Here is a 23,689-nt window from a genome sequence, read left to right as displayed (position 1 = left end):
CCCCCAGGTGCTCAGCGCGACCACGGCGGCGACGCGGGCGGTCGGGTCGTGCGCGGCGACCAGCTGGCTGATCCCGGAGCCGTAGGACTCGCCGAGGAACCCGAGCCTGCTGGGCTCGAAGAACTGCTGCGCGTAGTCGATCACGAACGTGCCGTCGGCCCAGTCGTTGGGCCCGGCCACGTCGACGAAGCCCTCGGAGGTCGACGGCCAGCCCTTGATGCCGATGCCGCGCGGCGAGTAGGCCAGCACGTGGTACCGCGCTGGCAATGTCGGTGAGCGTCGCTTCGGTGACCAACGGAGTCGGGTCACTGGTCATTTCGGAACCACCTCCTCTGCGAACGGATACCGATCGGCATCATGGTCGGCTCACAGAGAAGGGAACTGACGCATCGTCGGCATTCACTGAAAGCAGTGAGGTCGAAGCGCGCTCCCGCCCCGCCTGCGCTACGTAACGACGTAACTGGACGCCCGCCGCTTCGCCGATCGCCAGACGGTGGGAGTCGCCCGTACCCACCCGGCTTCGGAGCGAGACCACGAGGTCGCACCGGCGTGGCGGGCGTGCTCAGCCGTCCAGCTCGCGGGTGATCTTCGAGCGTGCGGGCGCCCAGATGTTGTCCGGCAGGAAGCCCTCCTGGCCGATGTCGTCCAGCTGCGTCGCGACGTAGTGCGCCGAGGCGTCGCAGTCCGCGTCCGCCTCCTGGAAGAACGTGATGCTGCCGGGGTCCAGATGGAAGTTCCAGTCCGGGTTGTGGTCCGCCGTCTCCGCGACGACCCGGCCCTGGACGTGGACCTTGGAGCTTTCGGTACCCGCGAGGATGGCCCGGGCCTGCCCGATCTTCTCCTCGTCGTCCAGCCGGAAGGCGAACTCGTCATCGTCCGGGGCCGCTTCGAGACCGAATCGGGCAGTCGCCATGGGGAGCTCCGGTGCGAGTACTGGTCACGAGGTTTCTTCGGCTCCGGACAGTAGCGCAGCGCCGTTCCGGGATCGCGGATCGGCTCGAAACACCACCCGGCCGGGTCCCCGGCCCGAGTGCGGCACTCCGGTCGGACGCCGGACGCCGGGAGCTTCTCGAAGTCGCCGGGGTGTACTGGCGATCGAAGAAGGCCTCCCGGGGCCGTATAAGCGGACAATGACGAACCAGCCGCGGCCGGGGACAGCGCGCGGCGCCGGCGGGGCGACTCGGGACCGGTGCGGATGGCGATCGACCGGTCACCCGGGCTGCGCGAACTGCCGCGTCGCCCCCGAGGGTCGTCGAGGGCGTCCGCGCACGGTGGCGCGGCCCGCAGTACGCGGGCCGGGACGAGGATGCCGTGCACCCTGGGCTCGGACCCGGTCGGGGTCCTCGTCGGACCTCCGGTCCTTCTCCCGCTGTGCGCGACATCGGGCGGGGTGGCAGCGTGGAGAGAGCTGGGACCCGAACGCGCGGGGATGGCCTGGATGAATGCAGCGGACGGCAATGCCGCTCGGCGTGCCGGACCGGGCGGGTCGGACGGACAGCGATCCGCCCGAAGCGGGGTGCGCTCGCGGCTGCGGGTGCGCACCGTTGCCGGGCAGGTGTTCGTGGTGCTGCTGGTGGTCGTGCTGCTGCTGGTCGGCGTGGCGCTGACGGCGCTCGTGCTGCAGGCCCGGCGATCCGCCACCGGTGAGGCCGCGGGCCGCACCCGGGCCGTGGCCGTCGCCCTGTCGCGGGCCCCCGGCGTGGTGAGCGCGATGGACGGTCCCGATCCGACCGCGGTGCTGCAGCCGTTGGCGGACAAGGTCGAGCACGAGGGCAACGTCGACTACGTGGTGTTCGCCAACCCGGCCGGGATCCGCTACACGGCCCTGAGCCCCGACCTGATCGGGAAACACGTCATCGGTCCGTTCGAGCACACCCTCGCCGGGCCGACCACCGACAGCTTCCGGACGCCCGTCGGGCGGGTGGTCGAGTCCGGCGCGCCGGTCCACCGGCCGGACGGCTCGGTCGCCGGCGTGGTCCAGGTCGGAATCACCGTCGCCCACGTGGGCAGCGCGGTGGGCCGGCAGCTGCCGATCCTGATCGGCGGTGCGGCGGCCGCGCTCGCGGTCGGCACGGGCGGGGCGGCGCTGGCCCGGCGGCGGCTGCGACGCCAGACGCACGGCCTGGGCCCGGCCGAGATGACGCGGATGTACGAGCACCACGACGCGGTGCTGCACGCCGTCCGCGAGGGTGTGCTGATCGTCGGCGGGGACGGACAGGTGCTGCTGGCCAACGACGAGGCCCACCGGTTGCTCGAACTGCCGCCCGACGTGGAGGGGCGGGCCGCTTCCGAACTCGGGCTCGATCCCGCGCTGGCCGAGCTGCTGGCGTCCGGGCGGGCCGCCACCGACGAGGTGCACCGGGCCGGGGACAGGCTGCTCGCCGTCAACAACCGCCCCACCGCACCGTTCGGCGGAGAGCCGGGCAGCGTCGCGACCGTCCGCGACACCACCGAACTGCGCGCACTGGCCGGGCAGGCCGAGACCGCGCGGGCCAGACTGCAACTGCTCTACGACGCCGGGCTACGGGTCGGCACCACCCTGGACGTGGTGCAGACCGCGCAGGAGCTGGCCGACGTGACCGTTCCCGGTTTCGCGCACTTCGCCACGGTCGAGCTGGCCGACGCCGTGCTGAACGGTGAGGAGCCCCCGGACCCCGGCACCGCGCAGGGCCCGCGGATCCGCCGCGTCGCGGTCGGCGGCGTCGGCGAGGACGGGCCGTTCCTCCCCGTCGGCTCGCGGCTCGATCCGTGCCCCGGCACCCCGGAGGAGACCGCGCTGGAGACCGGGCGCGCCGCGCTCGTCGCCGACCTGCGCCGGTCCGACGCCTGGCGGGCGCCCGGCCAGGAGGCGGCCGACCGAGTGCTCTCGTACGGGGTCCACTCGCTGATCTGCGCACCCCTTCGGGCACGTGGCACGACCCTGGGAACGGTCCACTTCTGGCGGGCGGGGTCGCCACCGTTCGAGGAGGACGACCTCTCCTTCGCCGACGAGCTGGCCGCCCGCGCGGCGGTCTGCCTCGACAACGCCCGCCGGTACACCCGTGAGCGCACGATGGCCGAGGCGTTGCAGCGCAGCCTGCTGCCCGGAGCACTGCCCGAGCAGAGCGCCCTGGAGGCGGCCTACCGCTACCTGCCGGCGTTGCACGGGGTGGGAGGGGACTGGTTCGACGTCGTTCCGCTGCCCGGCTTCCGCGTCGCGCTCGTCGTCGGGGACGTCGTCGGCCACGGCCTGCACGCCGCCGCCACCATGGGCCGCCTGCGCACGGCCGTCCTCAACCTCTCCGCCCTCGACCTGCCCCCGGACGAACTGCTCGCCCGCCTCGACGAACTGGTCACCCGCCTCGACCCGGCGGAGAACTCCGGGGGAGAGCGGGACATCGGGGGCCAGGGCGAGCGGGCGGCCGTCACGGGCGCCACCTGTCTGTACGCGATCTACGATCCGACGTCCGGCGAATGCACCATGGCGCGGGCCGGACATCCACCGCCGGTGCTGGTGGAGCCCGACGGCAGCGCCGAGTTCGTCGACCTGCCGGCCGGGCCGCCGCTCGGCGTGGGCGGACTGCCCTTCGAAACCACCGGGCTGCGACTGGCCCCCGGAACCGCCCTGGTGCTCTACACCGACGGGCTGGTCGAGAACCGCGACCGCGACCTGGGAACCGGACTGGAGGCACTGCGCCGCTCCCTGGCCGGCGCCGATGTCCGGCACTCCCCGGACGACATCTGCCAGGCCGTGTCCGACGCGCTGGTGCCGTCGCGCCCCACCGACGACATCGCGCTCCTGGTCGCGCGCACCCGGCTGCTCGAAGCCGACCAGGTGGCCAGTTGGGACGTGCCGTTCGATTTCGCCTCGGTGTCACGCATCCGGAAGGAGTGCGCCGACCGACTGTCCGCGTGGGGACTGGAGGACCTGTCCTTCACCGCCGAACTGATCCTCAGCGAGCTGATCACCAACGCCATCCGCTACGGCACCGAGCCGGTCCGGGTCCGCATACTGCGCGACAGCAGCCTCGTCCACGAGGTCTCGGACGGCAGCAGCACCGCCCCGCACCTGCGCTACGCAGCCACCACGGACGAGGGCGGCCGGGGCCTGTTCCTGGTGGCGCAGACGGCCGAACGGTGGGGGACCAGGTACTCGGCCCGGGGCAAGGTCATCTGGGCCGAACAGTCGCTGGTCGCGCCGGAGTTCCGGTTCGAGGGCTTCGGCGAGCTGCACCCGTGAGCCCGCGAACGCCCGGCACGCCGGCACGCGTCGGTGTGAGGAGACCGTGCCGCGGGTGCCGCGGGCTGCGCGCCGGGAATTCTCCGGTGTCGAGGAATCCACTCGGTTGCTGTCGATCCGTCAGCGAGAAGGACTCGTTGCCCGTCTTGCGGAGGGATGCGCCGTCCCTTGGGCATTCAGTGGCGCGCTCGCGTCAGACCGCGACGGTCTCCTCCAGTTCCTCCAGCTCGTCCTCGGTGAGCTCGTCGGACCTGGGCTCCGCCGTCGGACCCGTCACCGCGGCAGTCCGCTGCCGCTGCTCGTAGATACCGGCGGCGACGAGCAGCGCCAGTCCGACCACGAGCCACAGCGCGAGCGAGAGCACCCGCCCGCCGAGGCCCGCGCCACCGTCGAAGTACAGGATGCTGCGCGCGCCTTCGATGAATCCGGCGCCGTTCCAGAATCCGTGCAGCGCGCCGAAGAAGCCGTTCTGCAGCTCGGGACGGTAGATGCCGCCGGAGGTGGTGAAGTTGAGCATCACGAACAGCACCATCATGGTCAGCGTGGTCCACCGCTTGAGGAAGGCGTGCAGGCCGGTGCCGATGGCGACGATGCCCGCCGAGTAGAGCCAGCCGAGCGCCCAGATCGCGACCTGCTGGTGGTCGACGATGTGGAACACGGGTCCCGCGGTGACGATCCCGATCGCGCTGACGACGAGCGAGGTCGCCAGCCCGACCAGTGCGCGCACTCGGATGCCGAGGGCCGCGCCTGCCGTGCCGATCACCGGCACGCTGGCGTAGGAGCCGATGCTGAGGGCGACCAGGAGGAAGAAGATCCCCTGCCCCGTCGGGTCGCCGGCCGCGAGCGGGGCCACGTCGGTGACGGCCAGCGGCACGCCCTGGTGCGCGGCGACGGGCTGGAACACCGCCTCCGCGGCCATCGCGGAGGTGTCGGAGTTGCCCTTGGCGACGAGCAGTTCCGGACGGTTGGCGTCGGGGACGTACGCGCCGACGAGGTCCCGGTCGCGCAGCTGCTGCTCGGCGCTCTGCCGGTCGGGCAGGGTGGTGACGTCGAGCGCGTCGCCCGCCCGGTCCTTGAGGGTCTGCGCCAGCACCTGGTCCGGCGCGGTGGTGCCCACCACGGCGACCTTCAGGTGGTGGGGCTCCGGCTGGTGGAAGGCGCCCTGGTAGGCGAGCGCCATGCCCAGGCACATCAGTAGCGGCGTGAGCAGGTGCACGGCCAGGTGCCCGATGCTGTGCCAGCGGTTCGGTGCGGCGTGGTGGGGGCGGTGGGCTGGGCCGATTCGGCCCCGTCTGATGTCTTCATGATCGGGCGGTCCGTCCTGGCGGCGAGGTGCTGTTGGTAAATACAACCAATGAGACAATGTGCCCCAACCTTCGAGGAGACCCTGCAGTCGATCCAGCGGGAGCTGACGGCCTTCGCCCGGCGTTCCCGCGGCCGCGCCGGGGGCCTGCACCCCGGAATGTCGCTGGTCGCCTGCAGCATGCTCGACGTCATGACCGAGCGCGGCGACTGCCGGGCGACGGACCTCGCCACCTACTTCATGCTCGACCAATCGACCGTCAGCCGGCAGGTCGGCGCGCTCGAGAAGCTGGGGCTGGTGGTTCGTGAGACCGATCCCGACGACCGTCGGGGCCGGATCCTGCGCCCCTCGACTGCCGGCCGAAAGGTCGGGGAGCAGGCCAACGAGTACCGCCGCCTGGCCTTTCTGGAGCGCCTCGCGGATTGGGCGGAAGAGGATCTCCAGCAGTTCAGTCGTCATCTTGAGCGCTACAACGCGGCCGCCTGACCGGACCCGACGCGCCCGAGCGAACGGCGAGGTCACGGCCTGATTCGATGGCTTGCGTCTGCCTCCGAGCTCAGCGGCTCGCGGCCGATCGCGACGGTCGCCGCAGGCGAACCCGGTGACTTTCACCCTGCGGGACAGCGGGGTGGTCGACAGGCACCCGGCTGCCCGCGGCGGACCGTCGCCGAGCCCGTCCTGGAGTACGCGGTCTTCGACCAGCAGGGCGCCACGCTGGGCTCGGTGGTCCAGGTCTTCCAGAGCAGCCTGCGCAAGGTGCTCCGGCTGCTCTCCTCCATCGACCAGTACCTGACCCACAAGCTGGAGATCCGTGACGCGCACGGCACCCCGGTGCTGCTGCTGACCCGCCCGGCGAAGATCATCAAGTCGCGGGTGATCGTGCAGCGGCCGGACGGCCAGGAGGTCGGCCAGATCGTCCAGCAGAACGTCCTCGGGAAGATCAACTTCGCGATGGAGGTCGGTGGTCGGAAGGTTGGCGCCATCAAGGCGGAGAACTGGCGGGCCTGGAACTTCTCCCATCGTCGGCGCCCCCCTTGTGGTCAGTCGTCAGGCGAGTGGCTGCGTTCGAGGCCGCCGCTGAGAGCGCCCGCGGCGAGGAACAGCGACGAGGTGGAGGGGATGGTGCGAGCGGCCAGGCCCGACAGCAGGACCGCGACGAGCAGCGTGGCCCCGAACGCGGCGATGAGCACCATGAAGGGAACCCCCGGTTCGGCTATGGGGCAAGAGGGCCGGATCGCGGCGAAGAAGGCCGTCCGGAAGGTCGATGAACGCAGTCGGCCGCCGGCCGCGTACCGTGCCGAGGAGCCGGCGGTGATGCGCCGCCAGTTCTTCGCCCCCGAGCGGCGGTGTGTTGAGCCGAACGGCGGACCTGTCCGCGGTCCATCGGATGTCCCGCACGGCCGTGTGGACCGGCGTGCCGGGCCAACCGCTGTTAAGACGGTTCTGAGCCATTGTGTCCGGCTCTCCCGGCTCCGAGGAGGCATCCTCATGGGTGCTGCAACAACGAGCGCCACCGACACCGACGTGGTGCACATTCTCTGGATCAACGCGGGGCTCAGCTGCGACGGCGACTCGGTCTCTCTGACGGCCGCCATGCAGCCGAGCATCGAGGAGATCGTCACGGGGGCCCTGCCGGGCCTGCCGAAGGTCGCTGTCCACTGGCCGCTCATCGACTTCGAGTGCGGACCGGCGCAGGGCGCCGACAACTTCGTTGAGTGGTTCTTCAAGGCGGACCGAGGCGAACTCGACCCGTTCGTCCTGGTGGTCGAGGGATCCATCCCCAACGAGGAGATCAAGGAGGAGGGTTACTGGTGCGGCTTCGGCGACGACCCGGCGACCGGTCAGCCGATCACCACCAGTGAGTGGCTGGACCGGCTCGCTCCGAAGGCCACCGGCGTCGTCGCGATCGGCACCTGTGCCACGTACGGCGGTATCCACGCCATGGAGGGCAATCCGACCGGTGCGATGGGTGTGCCGGACTACCTCGGGTGGGACTGGAAGTCCAAGGCGGGGCTGCCGATCGTCTGCGTGCCCGGCTGCCCGATCCAGCCCGACAACTTCGCCGAGACCCTGACGTACCTGCTCTACCAGCTGGCCGGCTCGGCGCCGATGATCCCGCTGGACGACAAGCTGCGCCCCGCCTGGCTGTTCGGTGCCACCGTGCACGAGGGCTGCGACCGCGGCGGCTACTACGAACAGGGACAGTTCGCCACCGACTACGGCACGCCGGAGTGCCTGGTGCGGCTCGGCTGCTGGGGCCCGGTCGTGAAGTGCAACGTCCCCAAGCGCGGTTGGATCAACGGGGTCGGCGGCTGCCCGAACGTCGGCGGCATCTGCATCGCCTGCACGATGCCCGGATTTCCTGACAAGTTCATGCCGTTCATGGACCCGCCTCCCGGCTCGACCGTCTCCACGGCGGCCAGTTCCGCGTACGGCTCGGTGATCCGGCGGCTGCGGGCGATCACCCTCAAGACCCTCGACAAGGAACCCAGGTGGCGCCGCACCGGCCGCAAGCTCACGACCGGCTACCGCGCCCCGTGGTGACCCGGCGGGCCGCTGCGCACCCCGCGTGGCGGCCCGCCCGCCGCTCCTCCCACCCCTTCAGAAGGGCACGACAGACACGATGGCACCGATGACCAAGGCGGCCGGGGACGGCAGCGGCCTGGTGGAGATGTCCTGGGACCCGATCACCCGGATCGTGGGCAGCCTGGGCATCCACACGAAGATCGACTTCAAGCAGAAGCGGGTGGCGGAGTGCTACAGCACCTCATCGGTCTTCCGCGGCTACAGCGTCTTCATGCGCGGCAAGGACCCGCGCGACGCGCACTTCATCACCAGCCGGATCTGCGGCATCTGCGGTGACAACCACGCCACCTGTTCGGTCTACACCCAGAACATGGCGTACGGCGTGAAGCCCCCGCACCTCGGTGAGTGGATCATCAACCTCGGCGAGGCCGCCGAGTACATGTTCGACCACAACATCTTCCAGGAGAACCTGGTCGGGGTCGACTACTGCGAGAAGATGGTTCGCGAGACCAACCCCGGCGTGCTGGAGTTGGCCGAGCGCACGGAAGCGCCGCACGCCGGCGACCACGGCTACAAGACCATCGCCGACATCATGCGCTCGCTCAACCCGATCGAGGGTGAGTTCTACCGCGAGGCGCTGCAGGTCAGCCGCTATACCCGGGAGATGTTCTGCCTGATGGAAGGGCGCCACGTGCACCCCTCCACGCTCTATCCGGGCGGAGTCGGCACAGTGGCCACCGTCCAGCTGTTCACCGACTACCTGACCCGGCTGATGCGCTACGTCGAGTTCATGAAGAAGGTCGTGCCGCTCCACGACGACCTCTTCGACTTCTTCTACCAGGCGTTGCCCGGGTACGAGGAGGTCGGTCGGCGGCGCGTCCTGCTCGGCTGCTGGGGCAGCCTCAACGACCCGGACCACTGCGACTTCACCTACCGCAACATGACCGACTGGGGCCGGCGGATGTTCGTCACCCCCGGCATCGTGGTCGACGGCAAACTGGTCACCAACGACCTCACCGAGATCAACCTCGGCATCCGGATCCTGCTCGGCAGCTCCTACTACGAGGACTGGCAGGGCAAGGAACTGTTCGTCACCCACGACCCGCTCGGCAACCCGGTCGACCCGCGCCACCCGTGGAACCAGCACACCATCCCGCAGCCGCAGAAGCGCAACTTCGACGACAAGTACAGCTGGGTGATGTCCCCACGCTGGTTCGACGGCAAGAATCACCTGGCCCTCGACACCGGCGGCGGCCCGATCGCCCGGCTCTGGTCCACCGCGCTGTCCGGGCTGGTCGACATCGGCTACGTCAAGGCCACCGGCCACAGCGTGGTGATCAACCTGCCGCGCTCGATGACCAAGCCGGAGACCACCTTCGAGTGGAAGATCCCGCAGTGGAGCAACGCCATCGAGCGCAACCGCGCCCGCACCTACTTCCAGGCCTACGCTGCCGCCGCGGCCCTGCACTTCGCCGAGAAGGCGCTGGCGGAGGTCCGCGCCGGCCGCAGCCAGACCTGGGAGCGCTTCGAGGTACCGGACGAGTCGATCGGCTGCGGTTTCACCGAGGCGGTCCGCGGTGTGCTCTCGCACCACATGGTGATCCGGGACGGCAAGATCGCCAACTACCACCCGTACCCGCCGACCCCGTGGAACGCCAGCGTCCGCGACAGCTACGGCACGCCCGGCCCGTACGAGGACGCGGTGCAGAACACGCCGATCTTCGAGGAGAACTCCCCGGACGACTTCAAGGGCATCGACATCATGCGGGCCGTCCGCAGCTTCGACCCCTGCCTGCCCTGCGGCGTCCACATGTACGTGGGCGGCGGCAGGACCGTGCAGCAGATGCACGTGCCCACCGGCCTGAGCGGGCTCGCATGACGGCGGAGCAGACCGGGCAACGGGTCCAGGAAGCGCTGGACCGGCTCGCCGCGTACGGCGCGCAGGAGACCGGCGAGCACTTGGTGCGCGAGCTGATGGAGATGTACGGCGACGGCCTCACCCGCCTGGTCCGGGCGGTGCCGCCGCCCGCGCTGGAGCGGCTGCTGGACGACCCGGTGGTGGCCGGACTGCTCGTCCTGCACGACCTGCACCCCGAGGACGCCACCGCCCGTATCCGCCGGGCGCTCGCCACCCTCGCCGAGCCGATCGAACTGTCCGGCTACGAACCTGCCACCGGCACCGCCCGGCTCCGCCGCACCCGAGGAGGCTGCGGCTGCTCCGAGCAGGAGATCGAGACCGTTCTCGCCTGCCACGCACCCGAGGTGACGGCGCTTGAGCTGGAACAGGCCCCGCAGTTGCTGCAGATCTCCGCCCGCCCGCCCAGCCCGGCGGAGGCACGGTGAGCATCCGTCGACTCGACAGGCTCGGCACTGCCTTGCTGCGCCGGCTGCGCGAACCGGCCCCTCCGCAGCCCGAGCGCTGCACCTTCTGCGGCCAGCGCGTTCCGCAGCAGCACCGGCACCTGGTGGACACCGAGGAACAGGCCCTGACCTGCGTCTGCACCGCGTGCGGGCTGCTCTTCCAGCAGCCGGGCGCGGCCGGCGGCCGTTACCGCAGTGTCCCCGACCGCCACCTGATCGACCCGGACCACCGGATCGGCGAGGACGCCTGGGCGGCGCTCGGCATCCCGGTCGGGACCGCCTTCCTCTTCCGCAACGCCAGGCAGGACCGACTGGTGGTGTTCTACCCCGGCCCGGCCGGTGCCACCGAGAGCGAGCCGGACGAGGCCGCCTGGCAGAGCGCCCTCGACGGCAGCCGGCTCGCCGCCGTCCTGGAGCCGGACGTCGAGGCGCTGCTGCTGCGGCACACCGACGACGGCGTCCAGTGCCACCTGGTGCCCATCGACACCTGCTACGAACTGGTCGGCCGGCTGCGGCGCTGCTGGCGGGGGTTCGACGGCGGCGCCGAGGCCCGGGCCGAACTCGACGCCTTCTTCGCCCGGCTCGACGAGCGCGTCAGGCCGCTGGCGGCGGAGGTCTCCCGATGACCGAACTCGGCTTCGCCTGTACCGGCGTGACGACCGATCCGCACGCCGCCGGGCCCACGCTCGTCTTCCGGCTGCGGATCACCGCGCCCGCCGCCGCCCGGGTGCACGCCCTCGCGCTCCGCTGCCAGCTTCGCATCGAACCCGCCCGCCGCGGCTACGGCGAGGCGGAGGGCGAGCGGCTCGCCGACCTGTTCGGCGAGCGCTCCCGCTGGGGCACGACGCTCAACCCGGTCCAGCTCGCCCAGGTGCCGCTGATGGTCCCCGGGTTCACCGGCGAGACCGAGGTGGACCTGCCCGTGCCGTGCACCTACGACATGGACGTCGCGTCCGCCCGCTACCTCAGGGCGCTGGACGGCGGGGAGGTCCCGTTGCTGCTTCTGTTCTCGGGCACCGCGTTCGCCGGGCCCCGCGGGTTCCAGGTCACCCCGGTCCCGTGGGACCGGGAGGCCTCGGTGCGGATGCCCGTCGCGGTGTGGCGGGAGGCGATCGACCGGCACTTCCCCGGCTGCGGCTGGCTGCGGCTGCCCGAGGACGTGATGGACGCGCTGCTCGCCTACCGTTCCCGCCGCGCCCTGCCCTCCTGGGAGGCCACCGTGCGGGAACTGCTGACCGCCACCGAGCTCGAGGACGCCGCCCGGTGACCGCCTTGACCGAGGAGTTCGACAGCAGATTCGCGCAGGCCCGGCAGATCGCCGACGCCGTGCTCTTCGAGGGGTACGTGCTGTACCCCTACCGCGCCTCGGCCGCCAAGAACCGGCTCCGCTGGCAGTTCGGCGTGCTCGTCCCGCCCTGCTGGGGCGAGGACAGCGGCGAGCACTCCCACCAGCGCACCGAGTGCCTGATGGAGCCGCGCCCCGGCGACCGACTGGCTGTGGAACTGCGCTTCCTGCGGGCTCAGCGCCGCACCGTCGAACGCGCCCTGCCCGGCGGCGGGTTCGAGCCGGTCGAGGAGTTGGAGCTCGCCGACCGGGTGATGGTGCCCTGGGACGAAGGCGTCGAGGAGCGCATCGAGCTACTGCTCCCGGTCACGGAGCCGGCCGAGGGGGTAGTGCACCCGTTCCACCTCCTGGCCGGCGAGGACATCGAAATCCTCCATGAGGAAGACGTGCTGATCGGACGGCTGGTCCGGCGACGGGAGTCGGTCGAGGGCGTGCTGAGGCTGACGGCCTGCGCGGTCCCGGGGCCGTACGCGGCCCAGCGGCTGACCGTCGTGGTGGAGAACACCACCGTCCGGACGGCGGCGCCGGCAGCCGGGCGGGAGGCGGCGCTGCAGCACTCGCTCGTCTCGGCGCACCTGTTGCTGGGGCTCGATCGGGGCTCCTTCCTGTCGGTCACCGACCCGCCCGAGTGGGCCAGGGAGGCGGTCGCGCAGTGCCGCAACGAGCACACCTGGCCGGTCCTCGCCGGGCCGCCCGGGCGCTGCCGGGTGCTGCTCTCCTCGCCGATCATCCTGGAGGACCACCCGAGCATCGCCCCCGAGAGCCCCGGCGCGCTCTACGACGCGACCGAGATCGACGAGATTCTCGCACTGCGGACCGCCGCCCTGACCGACCGTGAGAAGCGCGAGGCCCGCGGTACCGACGAGCGGGCCGGCGCAGTGATCGACCTCGCCGACTCGATGCCGCCGGAGGTGCTGGAACGCCTGCACGGCGCCGTCCGAGGCCTGCGCGAGATCACCGGGAACGTGCCCGGCCGGCCGTGGTGGGATCCGGGCGACGACCCCGAGGCCGACCCGGAACACGACCGGGTCGTCGTCAACGGCCGGCAGGTCGGTGCGGGCAGCCGGGTCGTGCTCAGGCCCGGGCGGCGGCGCACCGACGCGCAGGACCTGTTCCTGGACGGGCGGACCGCCCTCGTCGAGGCCGTGCTGCACGACGTGGACGGCTCGGTCCACCTCGCCGTGACGGTGGAGGACGACCCCGGCGCGGACCTGTGGCGGGCCCAGGGCCGCTTCCGCTACTTCCAGCCCGACGAGATCGCCCTGTTGGAGGGGCCATGAGCACGGGCCGCGTCCTGGTCGCCGGGGTCGGCAACATCCTCCTCGGCGACGACGGGTTCGGGGTGGAGACCGTCCGGCGGCTGAGGGAGCACCCGCTGCCGGACGACGTCGAACTGCTCGACGTGGGCGTGCGCGGCGTCCACCTCGCATACCAGGCCCTGGACGGCTACCGGCTGCTGGTGCTGGTCGACGCCACCGCGCGAGGCGGCGGGCCGGGCACTGTCCACCTGATCGAACCGGACGCCGGCCCGGTCGAGGTGCCCGTCCTGGACGGGCACCGGATGGGACCCGACGCCGTACTCGCGTTGCTCGGCACCCTGGCCGCAGGTACCGGAGGCACTCTGCCCGAGCGGGTGCTCGTGGTGGGCTGCGAGCCGGAGTCGCTGGACGAGGGAATCGGCCTGAGCACACCGGTTGCCGCCGCCGTCGAGGAGGCGGTCCGGGTGGTTCTGCGGATCGTCGGCGCGGAGGAGCTGACGGGCGCGAAGGCGGACCTGCAAGTGGAGAGAGAGACAACGGCATGGTGAAGAAGCTGCTCTGTGCGGCCGTCGTGACGGCCGTGGCGGCGGTGATCTGGCAGAACCTGGACGACGTGAAGCGGTACGTGAGGATCAGCCGGATGTGAGCCGCGGATTGCTGCGAACGGCGTAGCCCCCCGGCGCGGCGGTGGTGCGGCTCCGAGCCGCTGCCGCCGCCGCGCTCTTCAATGAAGCCTTGTTGCCTCCCAGCAGCGGGAACGGGGCCCATGCACGAGATGTCGATCGCGGCGGCAGTCGTCGAACAGGTGGACGCCGCGGCGCGCGAGCACGGGATGGAGGCCGTCGTCCTGGTGCGGCTGCAGGTTGGCGAACTGGCCGGCGTGGTGCCCTCGGCTCTCGAGTTCTGCTTCGAACTGACCTGCGCCGGAACGCTGCTGGAAGGCGCGGTCCTGGAGACCGAGACGGTGCCGGCCCGCGCGAGGTGCCTCGGGTGCGAAACCGAATGGTCCGTCGGTATGCCGCCCGACCTCGGCTGCCCGAACTGCGACGGCTCCGGCGTCGAACTGCTGGCCGGCCGCGAGCTGCAGATCATCGGCGTTGAACGGGCCGAGCGCCCGGCGGGCGCCGGAGCCCGACAGGAAGGCTGAACTCCCATGTGTCGTACGGTGGAACTCCGGCAGGCGGTCCTGGCCCGGAACGACGACGGTGCCCGCGCCCTGCGCGCCCGGCTCGCCGCCCAGGGCACCGTCGCGGTGAACCTGCTCTCCAGCCCCGGCAGCGGGAAGACCGCGCTGCTCGAGGCCGAACTCTGCCTGGCCCGGGACCGCGGGATTGCCGTCGCCGCCCTCACCGCCGACCTCGCGACGGAGAACGACGCACTGCGGCTGGCCCGTTCGGGCGTGCCGGTGAAGCAGGTGCTCACCGAAGGGCTGTGCCACCTCGAGTCCGAGATGCTCACCGGGCAGCTGGCCGGCTGGCTGCCCTACGGCACCCGGCTGCTGTTCGTGGAGAACGTCGGCAATCTGGTCTGCCCGGCCTCGTACGACCTCGGCGAAACGCTGCGGGTGGCGCTCGCCTCGGTCACCGAGGGCGAGGACAAGCCGCTCAAGTACCCCACCGCGTTCGGGCTGGCCAACCTGGTGCTGGTGACGAAAGCCGACCTCGCTGCGGCGGTGGAGTTCGACGAGACGGCGTTCCTGGCCAACGTCGCCCGGGTCAACCCGGGGGTGGAGGTGGTGTTCACCTCGGCCCGGACCGGGCAGGGCGTGGGCGGGTTGCTGGACCGGGCGTGCGCCGTGCTGGACGGTGCGGAGGTGCACCGGCCGGTGATGGCGGGAGCGTCGGCGAACGGGCCCGGGCACCTGCACTCCCACGGGGATGCGCACTCGCACGACGGTGCTGCCGCGGAGCACCTGTGAAGGTCGGTCAGGAAGCTTCGCCGGCAGCCGGGTTGGAGCGGCGGCGGGTGGCTGTGCGCGGGGTCGTCCAAGGCGTCGGGTTCCGGCCGTTCGTCTTCGCGCTGGCCGCCGAACTCGGCCTTGCCGGGACCGTCACCAACACCGGCGAAGGGGTGCTCGCCGAGATCGAAGGGCAGACCGAGGCGCTCGATTCGTTCTGCAGGCGCGTCGCCGGCGACGCGCCGCCGCTGGCACGCGTCGACGCAGTCGAACATGCGCCGTTGCCGCCAACCGGCGCGACCGGCTTCGCCATCACCCCGTCCTGCGGCGACGGCCTGCGGCGCTCCCTGGTCCCGCCGGACACCGCCACCTGTGCGGACTGCCTCGCCGAACTGGCCGACCCCCACGGCCGCCGCCACCGGCACCCGTTCATCAGCTGCACCAACTGCGGGCCGCGCCACACCATCGTCACCGGTCTGCCGTACGACCGCGCCAACACCACCATGGCGGACTTCCCGATGTGTCCGGACTGCGCACGGGAGTACACCGACCCCGCCGACCGGCGCTTTCACGCCCAGCCGGTCTGCTGCCACGCCTGCGGGCCCGAACTCTCCCTCGTCGTACCGGGTGACCGGACGACCCGCCGCGAGGACGCCCTCGACGGGGCCCGCCGGATGCTCCGGGGCGGCGCGATCCTGGCCGTCAAGGGCATCGGCGGGTACCACCTGGCGTGCGACGCGCTGAACGTGCCGAGCGTCGCCCGGCTGCGCCGGCGCAAGCGGCGCGGTTCCAAGCCGTTCGCGTTGATGGCCCGGGACCTCGCCGAGCTCGCCGGGCTGGTGCAGGTGGGGCCGGTGGAGGAGGAGCTGCTCACCGGTGCGGCCCGGCCGATCGTGCTGCTCCGCCGCGTGGGCCCGAAAGTCTCGGCGCCGGGGTCGGTGGCGGCGCTGGAGGCCGTTGCGCCCCGCAGCCCCGACCTCGGCGTGATGCTGCCGTACACCCCGCTGCATCACCTGCTGCTCGCGCCGCCCGGGCCGGGGCTGCTCGTGATGACCAGCGCCAACCTCTCCGGCGAGCCGATCGTCACCGACGACCAGGACGCCTTCGACCGGCTGGCTCCTCTGGTCGACGGCTGGCTGACGCACGACCGGACCATCCACGTCCCGTGCGAGGACTCGGTGGTACGGGTGGTCGACGGGGGGCAGCTGCCGGTCCGGCGCTCCCGCGGCCACGTGCCGCTGCCGCTGCCGCTTCCCGTGCCGGTCCGGCCGGTGCTGGCCGTCGGAGGGGACCTCAAGAACACCTTCGCGCTGGCGCGCGACGGCTACGCCTGGCTGTCCGGCCACATCGGGGACATGGACGACCTCGCCACACTGGAAGCCTTCGACCGCGGGACGGCGCACCTGGAGGCCGTCACCGGAGTCCAGCCCGAGGTGTTGGCGGTGGACCGGCACCCCAACTACCGGTCGGCCCGGCACGCCCGGCGGTCCTTCGGCGACGCACGCGTGCAGCCGGTACAGCACCACCACGCGCACATCGCCTCCGTCATGGCCGAACACGGGCTGGACGGCAGTCGGCCCGTTATCGGGGTCGCGTTCGACGGCACCGGGTACGGCGACGACGGCGCCGTCTGGGGCGGCGAGGTGCTGCTCGCCGACTACGACGGCTTCCGGCGGCTCGGACACCTGGCGTACGTGCCGCTGCCCGGCGGCGACGCCGCGGTGGTCCGGCCGTACCGGATGGCGCTCGCCCACCTGTGGGCGGCGGGCATTCCGTGGTCGGCCGACCTGGCGCCGGTCCGGGCCTGCCCGCGCGACGAACTGGCGGTACTCGAAACCCAGTTGGATCGGTCGTTGAACTGCGTGCCGACCTCCAGCATGGGGCGGCTGTTCGACGCGGTGTCCGCGCTGGCCGGTGTCTGTCAGCTGGCCGAGTACGAGGCGCAGGCGGCCATTGAGCTCGAGGCCGCAGCGCTGGCCCACGGGCCCGCCGAGGGGTACGCCTTCGGGCTCCGGCGCGACGGCAGCGTGCTGCTCGGGGAGTCCGAGCCGGTGCTGGCCGCCGTGGTCGCAGACCTCGCCCGAGGGGCGTCCGGCGGCCTGGTCGCCGCCCGGTTCCATGCCGCGGTGGCCGAGCTGGTGCGCGCCCAGTGCCGGGCCGCCCGCGATGAGCAGGGCACGGACACGGTCGCCCTGACCGGTGGCGTGTTCGCCAACGCGCTGCTCTCGTCGGCCTGCGCGCACGGGCTGCGGGAGGACGGCTTCACCGTGCTGCGGCACCGCCGGGTGCCCCCCAACGACGGCGGGCTGGCGCTCGGCCAGCTGATGGTGGCCGCCCGGGCCGGCGGCCCGGGCGCGGGTTGAGAGGAGAGCAGGGATGTGCCTGGCGGTGCCCGGCAGGGTGATGGAGATCTCGGAAAGGGACGGGACGCGGATGGCGGTCGTCGACTTCGGCGGGGTGGTCAAGGACGTGTGCCTGGAGTACCTGCCCGACCTCGAGGTCGGTGAGTACGCCATCGTGCACGTCGGTTTCGCGTTGCAGCGGCTGGACGAGGAGTCGGCCCGGAAGACCCTCGACCTCTTCGCGGAACTCGGCCTGCTGCAGGAGGAGTTCGGCGACCCATGGGAGGCGGCGGCAGGAACGGGCGCGACGGAGGAGCGGCAGTGAGGTACCTGGAGGAGTTCCAGAACCCGGGGTTGGCGGGCGGGCTGCTGGCCGACATCCGCGCGGCGGTCACCCGGCCATGGGCGCTGATGGAGGTCTGCGGCGGGCAGACGCACACCATCATCCGGCACGGCATCGACCAACTGCTGCCGGAGGGGGTGGAGTTGATCCATGGGCCGGGGTGCCCGGTGTGCGTCACCCCGCTCGAGGTGATCGACCGAGCGCTGGCCATCGCAGCCCGGCCCGAGGTGATCTTCTGCTCCTTCGGTGACATGCTGCGGGTGCCCGGCACCGACCGCGACCTGTTCCGGGTCCGCGGCGAGGGCGGCGACGTCCGGGTGGTCTACTCGCCGCTCGACGCGCTGCGGATCGCCCGGGAGAACCCGGACCGCGAGGTGGTCTTCTTCGGCATCGGCTTCGAGACCACGGCCCCGCCCAACGCCATGGCCGTCCACCAGGCCCGGAAGCAGGGCGTGCGCAACTTCAGCATGCTGGTCTCGCACGTCCGGGTGCCTCCGGCCATCGAGGCCATCATGACCTCGCCCGACTGCCGGGTGCAGGGCTTCCTGGCCGCCGGGCACGTGTGCAGCGTGATGGGCATCGACGAGTACCCGGCGCTGGCCGAGCGCCACCGGGTGCCGATCGTGGTCACCGGCTTCGAACCGCTCGACATCCTGGAAGGGATCCGGCGCACCGTACGGCAGTTGGAGCGCGGCGAGCACACCGTCGACAACGCCTACCCGCGGGCCGTCCGCCCCGAGGGCAACCCGGCGGCCCGGGCCATGCTGGAAGACGTCTTCGAGGTGACCGACCGGGCCTGGCGCGGCATCGGAGTGATCCCGCAGAGCGGCTGGCGGCTCTCTCCGCGCTACCGTGACCACGACGCCGAGCACCGCTTCGACGTCTCCGGGATCACCACCTGCGAGCCCGCGCAGTGCCGGGCCGGCGAGGTGCTGCAAGGGCAACTCAAGCCGAACGAGTGCGAGGCCTTCGGCACGCTCTGCACCCCGCGCACCCCGCTCGGCGCCACCATGGTGTCCAGCGAAGGGGCGTGCGCGGCCTACTACCTCTACCGGCGACTGGGCGCGCCGACCACTCCCCAGGAGGCGAGCTTCGTTGGCTGACATCGAGATCCTCACCGCGCTGCCGACCACCGCGCCCGACGGGCCGCCCTCGGCGCCCGACTTCTCCGGGTGGTCCTGCCCGCTGCCGCTGCGCGACCACCCCCGGGTGGTGATGGGGCACGGCGGCGGCGGGGCGATGTCCGCCGAGCTGGTGGCCAACTTGTTCGCCCCCGCGTTCGGCGGCCCTGCCCTCGCCGGCCTCGGCGACTCCGCCGTACTGGAACTCGGCGGCGCGCGGCTCGCCTTCTCCACCGACTCTTACGTGGTGCGGCCGCTGTTCTTCCCCGGCGGCAGCATCGGGGACCTCGCCGTCAACGGCACAGTCAACGACCTCGCGATGAGCGGCGCGCGGCCCGCCTACCTGTCCTGCGGCTTCATCCTTGAAGAGGGAGTGGAGATGGCCGCCGTCGACCGGGTCGCGCGAGCCATCGGCGCTGCCGCGCGGGCGGCCGGAGTGGAGATCGCCACCGGCGACACCAAGGTGGTCGAGGCCGGTCACGGCGACGGCATCTACCTCAACACGGCCGGCATCGGGCTGGTCCCGGCCGGCGTGGACATCAGGCCGCAGCGGGCCGCTCCCGGTGACGTGGTGATCGTCAGCGGGGAGATCGGTTTGCACGGCGTGGCCATCATGAGCGTGCGCGAGGGCCTGGAGTTCGGAGTCGAGATCGAGAGCGACTGCGCCTCGCTCGGCGGCCTGGTCGAGGCGATGCTCGCCGTCACCCCCGACCTGCACGTCCTGCGCGATCCCACCCGCGGTGGTCTCGCCGCCGCTCTCAACGAAATCGCGCTGGCCGCCGGGGTCGGTGTCGTGGTCAACGAGCGGTCGGTGCCGATTCCGCCGCAGGTGGCGAACGCCTGTGCGGTGCTGGGCCTCGACCCGCTGTACGTCGCCAACGAAGGCAAGCTGGTCGCCTTCGTGCCCCGCCGGACCGCCGACGCCGTGCTCGACGCGATGCGCGCGCACCCGCTCGGCGTCGGCGCGGCAGTGATCGGTGAATGCGTCCCCGACCACCCCGGCATGGTCGTCGCTCGAACCGCGTTCGGCGCCACCCGGGTGATGGACCTGCCCATTGGCGAGCAGCTACCGAGAATCTGCTGATCGCGCAGCAACGCCTGCCCATCGGAACGAGGAAGGTGTGCGGACGGACACCGGCACGCTGGAACCGGTGCCCGGGGGAGAGCGTGCTCTCGGCTGTCATCTGCACGGGTGCGGGTACCTGCGGTCCGGCCCGGCTTCGTCGGGCGCGAGCCGGCACGGAGCGGCCCTCTGCTCACCCGCTCAATGTGACGGGTCATCAACGAATCGCGCTCGGGAGGAGACCTGGGGCGGCCGAGTGAGGAGACCGCACGGGTGAGCACCCCACCCGGTGCCACGGACCGCGACCGCCCGGTCCCGCTGCCCGGTCCCCGCACCCCCCGGCGCGCCGTCGCAGTCCGGCGGGCACATGGTGGTGTGCGGCGGCGACGCGCTCACCCACCGCCTGGCGGTCGAACTCGCCGACCGCTACGGACAGCACGTCGTCCTACTCGTCCCCTTGCTCCAGCACTGCCACGGACCGCGGATCGCCGCGCTCGCCGCCGACCCGCAGCGCACTGCCGAGGTCACCGAAGCGGGCCAGGCCGACGAGAGGGCCCTGGCCGCGGCCGGCGTCGAGCACGCGGCCGCGCTCGCCCTGACCTCCGACGACAACCAGGCCAACTTGCACGCCGCCCGCGCGCCCGCCCGACTCAACCCGGACCTGCGCCTGGTGGTGCGAGTCTTCAACCGGCGCCTGGGCCAGCGCGTCGAACAGCTCCTCGACCGCGCCGTCCTGGCCGTCACCCCGGGCTGTCCGCCGCCGCCCTGGACGCGTCCACCGCTGTGCTGTCCGCCACCCCCGCCCTGCACGTAGACGGCCGGCTCCTGCGCGTCGCCGAACCCCGGCACCCGCCCCGATGCCGCTGGCGGGTCTCGAGTGGCGTGAGGTAGCCCCACTCGGGGTGCTTGCGCAGCCGCCTGCGGTTACAGAAGGTCTCGATGAAGGAGAAGACCTCGGTTCCACGGCGGGCACCCCTTCCCGGGCGCAGACGCGAGGCCGGGAGCGGGGGCCGGGATTACGCCCCGGTGGGAGGGGTGACCGTGAGGGCGTGGCCGGGGTCGGTGGCGGAGGTGGCCAGGCGCAGGGTGAAGGTGCCGGGTTCGGTGGTCCAGGCGTGGGCGTCGGTGTCCCAGTGCTGGAAGGCCCGCGGGGCGATCTCGATGCGGGCGAGCACGCGCTCGCCGGCCTGGGCGCGGACGGCGGTGAAGCCGGCGAGCCAGGCGACCGGCCGCTCGACGGTCGATTCCGGGCGGGACAGGTAGGCCTGGAGGACCTGCTTGCCAGGCCGGGCGCCGGTGTTGGTGACGTCCGCCAGCACGACGACGCGGTCCCCGGCGGTGCTGACGGTGGGCTGGTCGATCCGCCAGGTGGTGTAGCCGAGGCCGGAGCCGAACGGCAGCGCCGGTCCGCGGCCACCGGCCTGCTCGCGCTTGAGCCAGGCGCGGTAGCCGAGGTGGAGGCCCTCGGTGTAGGCGAGCCGGCCCTCGCGGGGCTCGACGGTCCACACCGGGACGTCCTCCTCGCGGGCGGGCCAGGTGGTGGGCAGCCGCCCGCCGGGCTCGCGGGCGCCGGTGAGGACGTCGGCGAGCGCGGCGCCGAACTCCTGGCCGGGGAACCAGGACAGGACGACGGCGGCCACTTCGTCGAGCCAGGGCATCAGCACCGGGGCACCGGAGTTGACGACCACGACCGTGCGGGGTTGGCCGCGGCGACGCGGCGCACCAGCTCGTCCTGGCCCTCGGGCAGGCCGAGGCCCGACCGGTCGAAGCCCTCCGACTCCAGGGTTTCGGTGGTGCCGACGACCACGACGGCGATGTCGCTGGCGGCGGCCACCTCGACCGCCCGGCGGAGCTCCTCGGCCGGGTCGCCGAAGAGGTCCTTGTAGCCGAGCTGGACCATCGCGACGGGGAAGCCGCCCGGGAGCTCCGGGCGGTAGGTCAGGCGCAGCTCGACGGCCTGGCCGTGGTTCAGGTCGCGGGAGACCACCCGGTTCGGGGGGTTGAGGATCGCGGTGACGGGGTCGCCGCCGGGGGCGGCGAGCGACTCGGCGCTGACGGTCTCGCCGTCGATCTCGAAGGTGAAGCCGCCGACCCCGGCGAAGCCGAGGTCGTGCCGGCCGTCGCGGTCGGGGACGAGGCGGGTGGTCAGCTCGATGCGGTCGGCCATGGCCAGGCGCGGGTCGCCGAGCCAGGCGAGGCGGCCGGAGGGAATGATCTCCTCATCGAACGCGGTGCCGTCATGGTCGAGATACCGGACGCGGACCCCGTCGGCGCCCGAGACCGGAGCGGTGACCGTGCCCCGGGTGAAGGCGTGCAGTTCGTCGGCCGGCGGCAGGCCGGGTGCGTAGGTGACGGCGTCCTGTCCGTAGGCGTCTCGCAGGCCTTCGACTGGCGTGACGACGTGGTAGGGGAACACGGTCGCCGAGCCGCCGCCCTGGGCCCGGGCGCGCAGGGCGTGCTGCCCGATCACGCCGACCGTCAGTCCGTCCCGGGGCTCGACCGGCAGGGTGCCGTCGTTGCGGGCCAGCACCATGCCGTCGGCGGCGGCCTCGCGCAGCAGGTCGGCAATGGCGGTGCGGTCCCAGGGCTCGACCGGGGTGGCCGCGGGGCCGCTCTCCAGGGCGCCGACGCGTGAGGCGAGCAGCAGCAGCCGGGCGACCTTCTCGTCGATCGCGCTCTGCGGGACCCGTCCGGCCGTCACGGCCTCGACGAGTGCCTCGCCCCAGGGCCCCTCCGGGCCGGGCATGACGAGGTCCTGGCCGGAGGCGGCCGACGGCTCGGTGTCGCGCACCGCCGCCCAGTCGGAGACGACGACGCCGTCGAAGCCCCACTCGTCCTTCAGCGGGTCGCGCAGCAGCGGGTTGGCGGACATCGTCACGCCGTTGACGGTGTTGTAGGCGGACATCACCAGCCAGGCTCCCTCGTCGACCATCCGCTCGAAGGGTGCCAGGTAGACCTCCCGCAGCGTCCGCTCGTCGGCGTGGACGTCAACGGTGAAGCGGTCGGTCTCGGAGTCGTTGGCGACGTAGTGCTTCGCGGTGGTGGCGACGCCGTGCGCCTGGACGGAGGCGACGGTAGAAGCCCTCCCAGTCGTGGTGGACGCGCTCGAAGACCTCCTCGTTGCCCGGGGTGGGGGTGAACGACTGCTGCGCGACCGTCCAGCCGGCCTTCGCGTTCGTCGTCGCGCGCACCACTTCGACGGCGCGGCGGTGCACCTTGGCGAGGGTGTCGCCGAGCGCCTGGTCGGGGCGGACGGCGGCCAGCGCCGTCGCCAGTTCGGTGGCCGCCTGCCCGCCGGCCTGGCCGGTGTCGGCCTCGCCGGCCTGCTGGCCCATCATGGCGCTCGGACAGGCCTCCTGGACGCTCGCGAACACGGCGAGCATGTTGGGCTCGTTGATCGTGCAGACCCAGTCCACGTCCCGCAGCGCGGTGGAGACGAACTCGATGTAGCGGGCGAACCGGTCGGCCGCATCGGGGCGCCGCCAGCCGCCGGACTCGGCGAACCACCGGGGCAGGGTGAAGTGCTGGAGCGTGACGACCGGTGCCAGGCCCAACTCGTGGGCGGTGTCGACCATCCGGCGGTAGTGGTCCCGCTCGGCCCGCGAGAAGTGCCCGTCCGCCGGTTCGATCCGTGCCCACTCGAAGCCGAAGCGGTAGGCGTTCAGCCCGGCGTCCGCCAGCAGCCTCATGTCCTCGGCGTAGCGGTGGTAGCTGTCGACCGCGTCGCCGCTGCGGTCGGGGAACGGGGAGGTGGGGGCGTTCTCCGTCGCCCACCAGTCCGCGTTCACGTTGTTGCCCTCGATCTGGTGCGGCGAGGTGGAAGCTCCCCAGAGGAAATCCTCGCGCAAGCCGGTCATACCGGTCTCCTTCGGTCACAGGTCCGCCCTCGGCTCGAAAAGTTACCATGCTG

At 72.2% G+C, this 23,689-nt stretch carries 21 protein-coding genes and 3 pseudogenes; 18 read left to right on the top strand and 6 right to left on the bottom strand.

The genetic code is table 11. From position 1 onward, the window contains the following. Both ACFV18_RS02090 and ACFV18_RS02085 read right to left on the bottom strand, forming a co-directional pair. Positions 1-144, bottom strand: a pseudogene (locus ACFV18_RS02090) (hypothetical protein); the annotation flags it as partial. A 418-nt stretch (positions 145-562) separates the two neighbouring features. Continuing rightward, positions 563-913, bottom strand: a complete 351-nt coding sequence (locus ACFV18_RS02085) for a calmodulin (protein ID WP_380478248.1) — start codon at positions 911-913, stop codon at positions 563-565. A 525-nt stretch (positions 914-1,438) separates the two neighbouring features. On the opposite strand from ACFV18_RS02085, the gene ACFV18_RS02080 reads away from it, so the two are divergent. After that, a complete protein-coding gene (locus ACFV18_RS02080) occupies positions 1,439-4,219 on the top strand; it encodes a SpoIIE family protein phosphatase (protein ID WP_380478247.1) in 2,781 nt (926 codons plus the stop codon). A 193-nt stretch (positions 4,220-4,412) separates the two neighbouring features. On the opposite strand, the gene ACFV18_RS02075 is transcribed toward ACFV18_RS02080, so the two are convergent. Beyond that, positions 4,413-5,435: a hypothetical protein gene (locus tag ACFV18_RS02075; protein WP_380478246.1), complete on the bottom strand. Its 1,023-nt coding sequence runs from the start codon at positions 5,433-5,435 to the stop codon at positions 4,413-4,415. A gap of 138 nt (positions 5,436-5,573) precedes the next feature. Between ACFV18_RS02075 and ACFV18_RS02070 the strand changes: the two genes are divergently transcribed. From ACFV18_RS02070 to ACFV18_RS01990, 17 genes and pseudogenes are all read left to right on the top strand, one after another. Next, a complete protein-coding gene (locus ACFV18_RS02070; protein ID WP_380478245.1) occupies positions 5,574-6,008 on the top strand; it encodes a MarR family winged helix-turn-helix transcriptional regulator in 435 nt (144 codons plus the stop codon). A gap of 195 nt (positions 6,009-6,203) precedes the next feature. Beyond that, positions 6,204-6,539, top strand: a pseudogene (locus ACFV18_RS02065) (scramblase); the annotation flags it as partial. 471 nt (positions 6,540-7,010) lie between these two features. Continuing rightward, entirely contained in the window at positions 7,011-8,066 is a 1,056-nt protein-coding gene (locus ACFV18_RS02060; RefSeq protein ID WP_380478314.1) for a hydrogenase expression protein HypE, read from the top strand. Between the two features lie 79 nt (positions 8,067-8,145). Continuing rightward, complete coding sequence (locus tag ACFV18_RS02055; protein WP_380478244.1) at positions 8,146-9,927, top strand: nickel-dependent hydrogenase large subunit; 1,782 nt, start codon at positions 8,146-8,148, stop codon at positions 9,925-9,927. Continuing rightward, entirely contained in the window at positions 9,924-10,391 is a 468-nt protein-coding gene (locus tag ACFV18_RS02050) for a thioredoxin (protein ID WP_380478243.1), read from the top strand. The genes ACFV18_RS02055 and ACFV18_RS02050 overlap by 4 nt, the downstream gene beginning before the upstream one ends. Then, positions 10,388-11,035, top strand: coding sequence for a DUF5947 family protein (locus tag ACFV18_RS02045; protein ID WP_380478242.1), 648 nt, complete (start codon positions 10,388-10,390; stop codon positions 11,033-11,035). The genes ACFV18_RS02050 and ACFV18_RS02045 overlap by 4 nt, the downstream gene beginning before the upstream one ends. After that, entirely contained in the window at positions 11,032-11,676 is a 645-nt protein-coding gene (locus tag ACFV18_RS02040; protein ID WP_380478241.1) for a DUF6084 family protein, read from the top strand. The genes ACFV18_RS02045 and ACFV18_RS02040 overlap by 4 nt, the downstream gene beginning before the upstream one ends. Then, positions 11,673-13,034 carry a hypothetical protein gene (locus ACFV18_RS02035; RefSeq protein ID WP_380478240.1) on the top strand — a complete coding sequence of 454 codons (1,362 nt, stop codon included), beginning with the start codon at positions 11,673-11,675 and terminating at the stop codon, positions 13,032-13,034. Before ACFV18_RS02040 ends, ACFV18_RS02035 begins: the two co-directional genes overlap by 4 nt. Next, the gene (locus ACFV18_RS02030) at positions 13,031-13,561 is read left to right on the top strand and encodes a hydrogenase maturation protease (protein ID WP_380478239.1); all 531 of its coding nucleotides are present in this window, start codon (positions 13,031-13,033) and stop codon (positions 13,559-13,561) included. Before ACFV18_RS02035 ends, ACFV18_RS02030 begins: the two co-directional genes overlap by 4 nt. Continuing rightward, a complete protein-coding gene (locus tag ACFV18_RS02025; protein WP_380330774.1) occupies positions 13,555-13,659 on the top strand; it encodes a DUF6893 family small protein in 105 nt (34 codons plus the stop codon). The genes ACFV18_RS02030 and ACFV18_RS02025 overlap by 7 nt, the downstream gene beginning before the upstream one ends. Positions 13,660-13,779: 120 nt before the next feature. Further along, a complete protein-coding gene (gene hypA / locus ACFV18_RS02020) occupies positions 13,780-14,160 on the top strand; it encodes a hydrogenase maturation nickel metallochaperone HypA (RefSeq protein ID WP_380478238.1) in 381 nt (126 codons plus the stop codon). 6 nt (positions 14,161-14,166) lie between these two features. Continuing rightward, positions 14,167-14,931, top strand: coding sequence for a hydrogenase nickel incorporation protein HypB (hypB, locus tag ACFV18_RS02015; RefSeq protein WP_380478237.1), 765 nt, complete (start codon positions 14,167-14,169; stop codon positions 14,929-14,931). A gap of 47 nt (positions 14,932-14,978) precedes the next feature. Beyond that, entirely contained in the window at positions 14,979-17,273 is a 2,295-nt protein-coding gene (gene hypF, locus ACFV18_RS02010; RefSeq protein WP_380478236.1) for a carbamoyltransferase HypF, read from the top strand. 13 nt (positions 17,274-17,286) lie between these two features. Further along, on the top strand, positions 17,287-17,577 hold the full coding sequence (locus ACFV18_RS02005; RefSeq protein WP_189272948.1) for a HypC/HybG/HupF family hydrogenase formation chaperone: 291 nt from the start codon (positions 17,287-17,289) through the stop codon (positions 17,575-17,577). Next, positions 17,574-18,698, top strand: a complete 1,125-nt coding sequence (gene hypD / locus ACFV18_RS02000; protein WP_380478235.1) for a hydrogenase formation protein HypD — start codon at positions 17,574-17,576, stop codon at positions 18,696-18,698. The genes ACFV18_RS02005 and hypD overlap by 4 nt, the downstream gene beginning before the upstream one ends. Next, a complete protein-coding gene (hypE, locus tag ACFV18_RS01995) occupies positions 18,691-19,800 on the top strand; it encodes a hydrogenase expression/formation protein HypE (RefSeq protein ID WP_380478234.1) in 1,110 nt (369 codons plus the stop codon). The genes hypD and hypE overlap by 8 nt, the downstream gene beginning before the upstream one ends. Positions 19,801-20,068: 268 nt before the next feature. Next, on the top strand, positions 20,069-20,593 hold the full coding sequence (locus ACFV18_RS01990) for an NAD-binding protein (RefSeq protein WP_380478233.1): 525 nt from the start codon (positions 20,069-20,071) through the stop codon (positions 20,591-20,593). A 202-nt stretch (positions 20,594-20,795) separates the two neighbouring features. Here the strand turns inward: ACFV18_RS01990 and ACFV18_RS01985 are convergent, their stop codons facing one another. From ACFV18_RS01985 to ACFV18_RS01975, 3 genes and pseudogenes are all read right to left on the bottom strand, one after another. Continuing rightward, on the bottom strand, positions 20,796-21,098 hold the full coding sequence (locus ACFV18_RS01985) for a fibronectin type III-like domain-contianing protein (protein WP_380478312.1): 303 nt from the start codon (positions 21,096-21,098) through the stop codon (positions 20,796-20,798). A 186-nt stretch (positions 21,099-21,284) separates the two neighbouring features. Next, positions 21,285-22,825 (bottom strand): annotated as a pseudogene (locus ACFV18_RS01980) (glycoside hydrolase family 3 C-terminal domain-containing protein); the annotation flags it as partial. Beyond that, entirely contained in the window at positions 22,767-23,636 is an 870-nt protein-coding gene (locus ACFV18_RS01975; RefSeq protein ID WP_380478232.1) for a family 1 glycosylhydrolase, read from the bottom strand. The pseudogene ACFV18_RS01980 and the gene ACFV18_RS01975, both read right to left, overlap by 59 nt. Positions 23,637-23,689: the final 53 nt, after the last annotated feature.

It is taken from the genome of Kitasatospora sp. NPDC059673 (assembly GCF_042734215.1).
Lineage (GTDB): Bacteria > Actinomycetota > Actinomycetes > Streptomycetales > Streptomycetaceae > Kitasatospora.
This window is presented reverse-complemented; position numbering and strand designations above follow the sequence as displayed.

What these genes read in the sequence shown, in the direction of transcription:
- ACFV18_RS02085 (WP_380478248.1), bottom strand. Translation starts at nt 913, where the DNA reads ATGGCGACTGCCCGATTCGGTCTCGAAGCGGCCCCGGACGATGACGAG.
- ACFV18_RS02080 (WP_380478247.1), top strand. Translation starts at nt 1,439, where the DNA reads ATGAATGCAGCGGACGGCAATGCCGCTCGGCGTGCCGGACCGGGCGGG.
- ACFV18_RS02070 (WP_380478245.1), top strand. Translation starts at nt 5,574, where the DNA reads ATGAGACAATGTGCCCCAACCTTCGAGGAGACCCTGCAGTCGATCCAG.
- ACFV18_RS02060 (WP_380478314.1), top strand. Translation starts at nt 7,011, where the DNA reads ATGGGTGCTGCAACAACGAGCGCCACCGACACCGACGTGGTGCACATT.
- ACFV18_RS02055 (WP_380478244.1), top strand. Translation starts at nt 8,146, where the DNA reads ATGGCACCGATGACCAAGGCGGCCGGGGACGGCAGCGGCCTGGTGGAG.
- ACFV18_RS02050 (WP_380478243.1), top strand. Translation starts at nt 9,924, where the DNA reads ATGACGGCGGAGCAGACCGGGCAACGGGTCCAGGAAGCGCTGGACCGG.
- ACFV18_RS02040 (WP_380478241.1), top strand. Translation starts at nt 11,032, where the DNA reads ATGACCGAACTCGGCTTCGCCTGTACCGGCGTGACGACCGATCCGCAC.
- ACFV18_RS02030 (WP_380478239.1), top strand. Translation starts at nt 13,031, where the DNA reads ATGAGCACGGGCCGCGTCCTGGTCGCCGGGGTCGGCAACATCCTCCTC.
- ACFV18_RS02025 (WP_380330774.1), top strand. Translation starts at nt 13,555, where the DNA reads ATGGTGAAGAAGCTGCTCTGTGCGGCCGTCGTGACGGCCGTGGCGGCG.
- hypA (WP_380478238.1), top strand. Translation starts at nt 13,780, where the DNA reads ATGCACGAGATGTCGATCGCGGCGGCAGTCGTCGAACAGGTGGACGCC.
- hypB (WP_380478237.1), top strand. Translation starts at nt 14,167, where the DNA reads ATGTGTCGTACGGTGGAACTCCGGCAGGCGGTCCTGGCCCGGAACGAC.
- ACFV18_RS02005 (WP_189272948.1), top strand. Translation starts at nt 17,287, where the DNA reads ATGTGCCTGGCGGTGCCCGGCAGGGTGATGGAGATCTCGGAAAGGGAC.
- ACFV18_RS01975 (WP_380478232.1), bottom strand. Translation starts at nt 23,636, where the DNA reads ATGACCGGCTTGCGCGAGGATTTCCTCTGGGGAGCTTCCACCTCGCCG.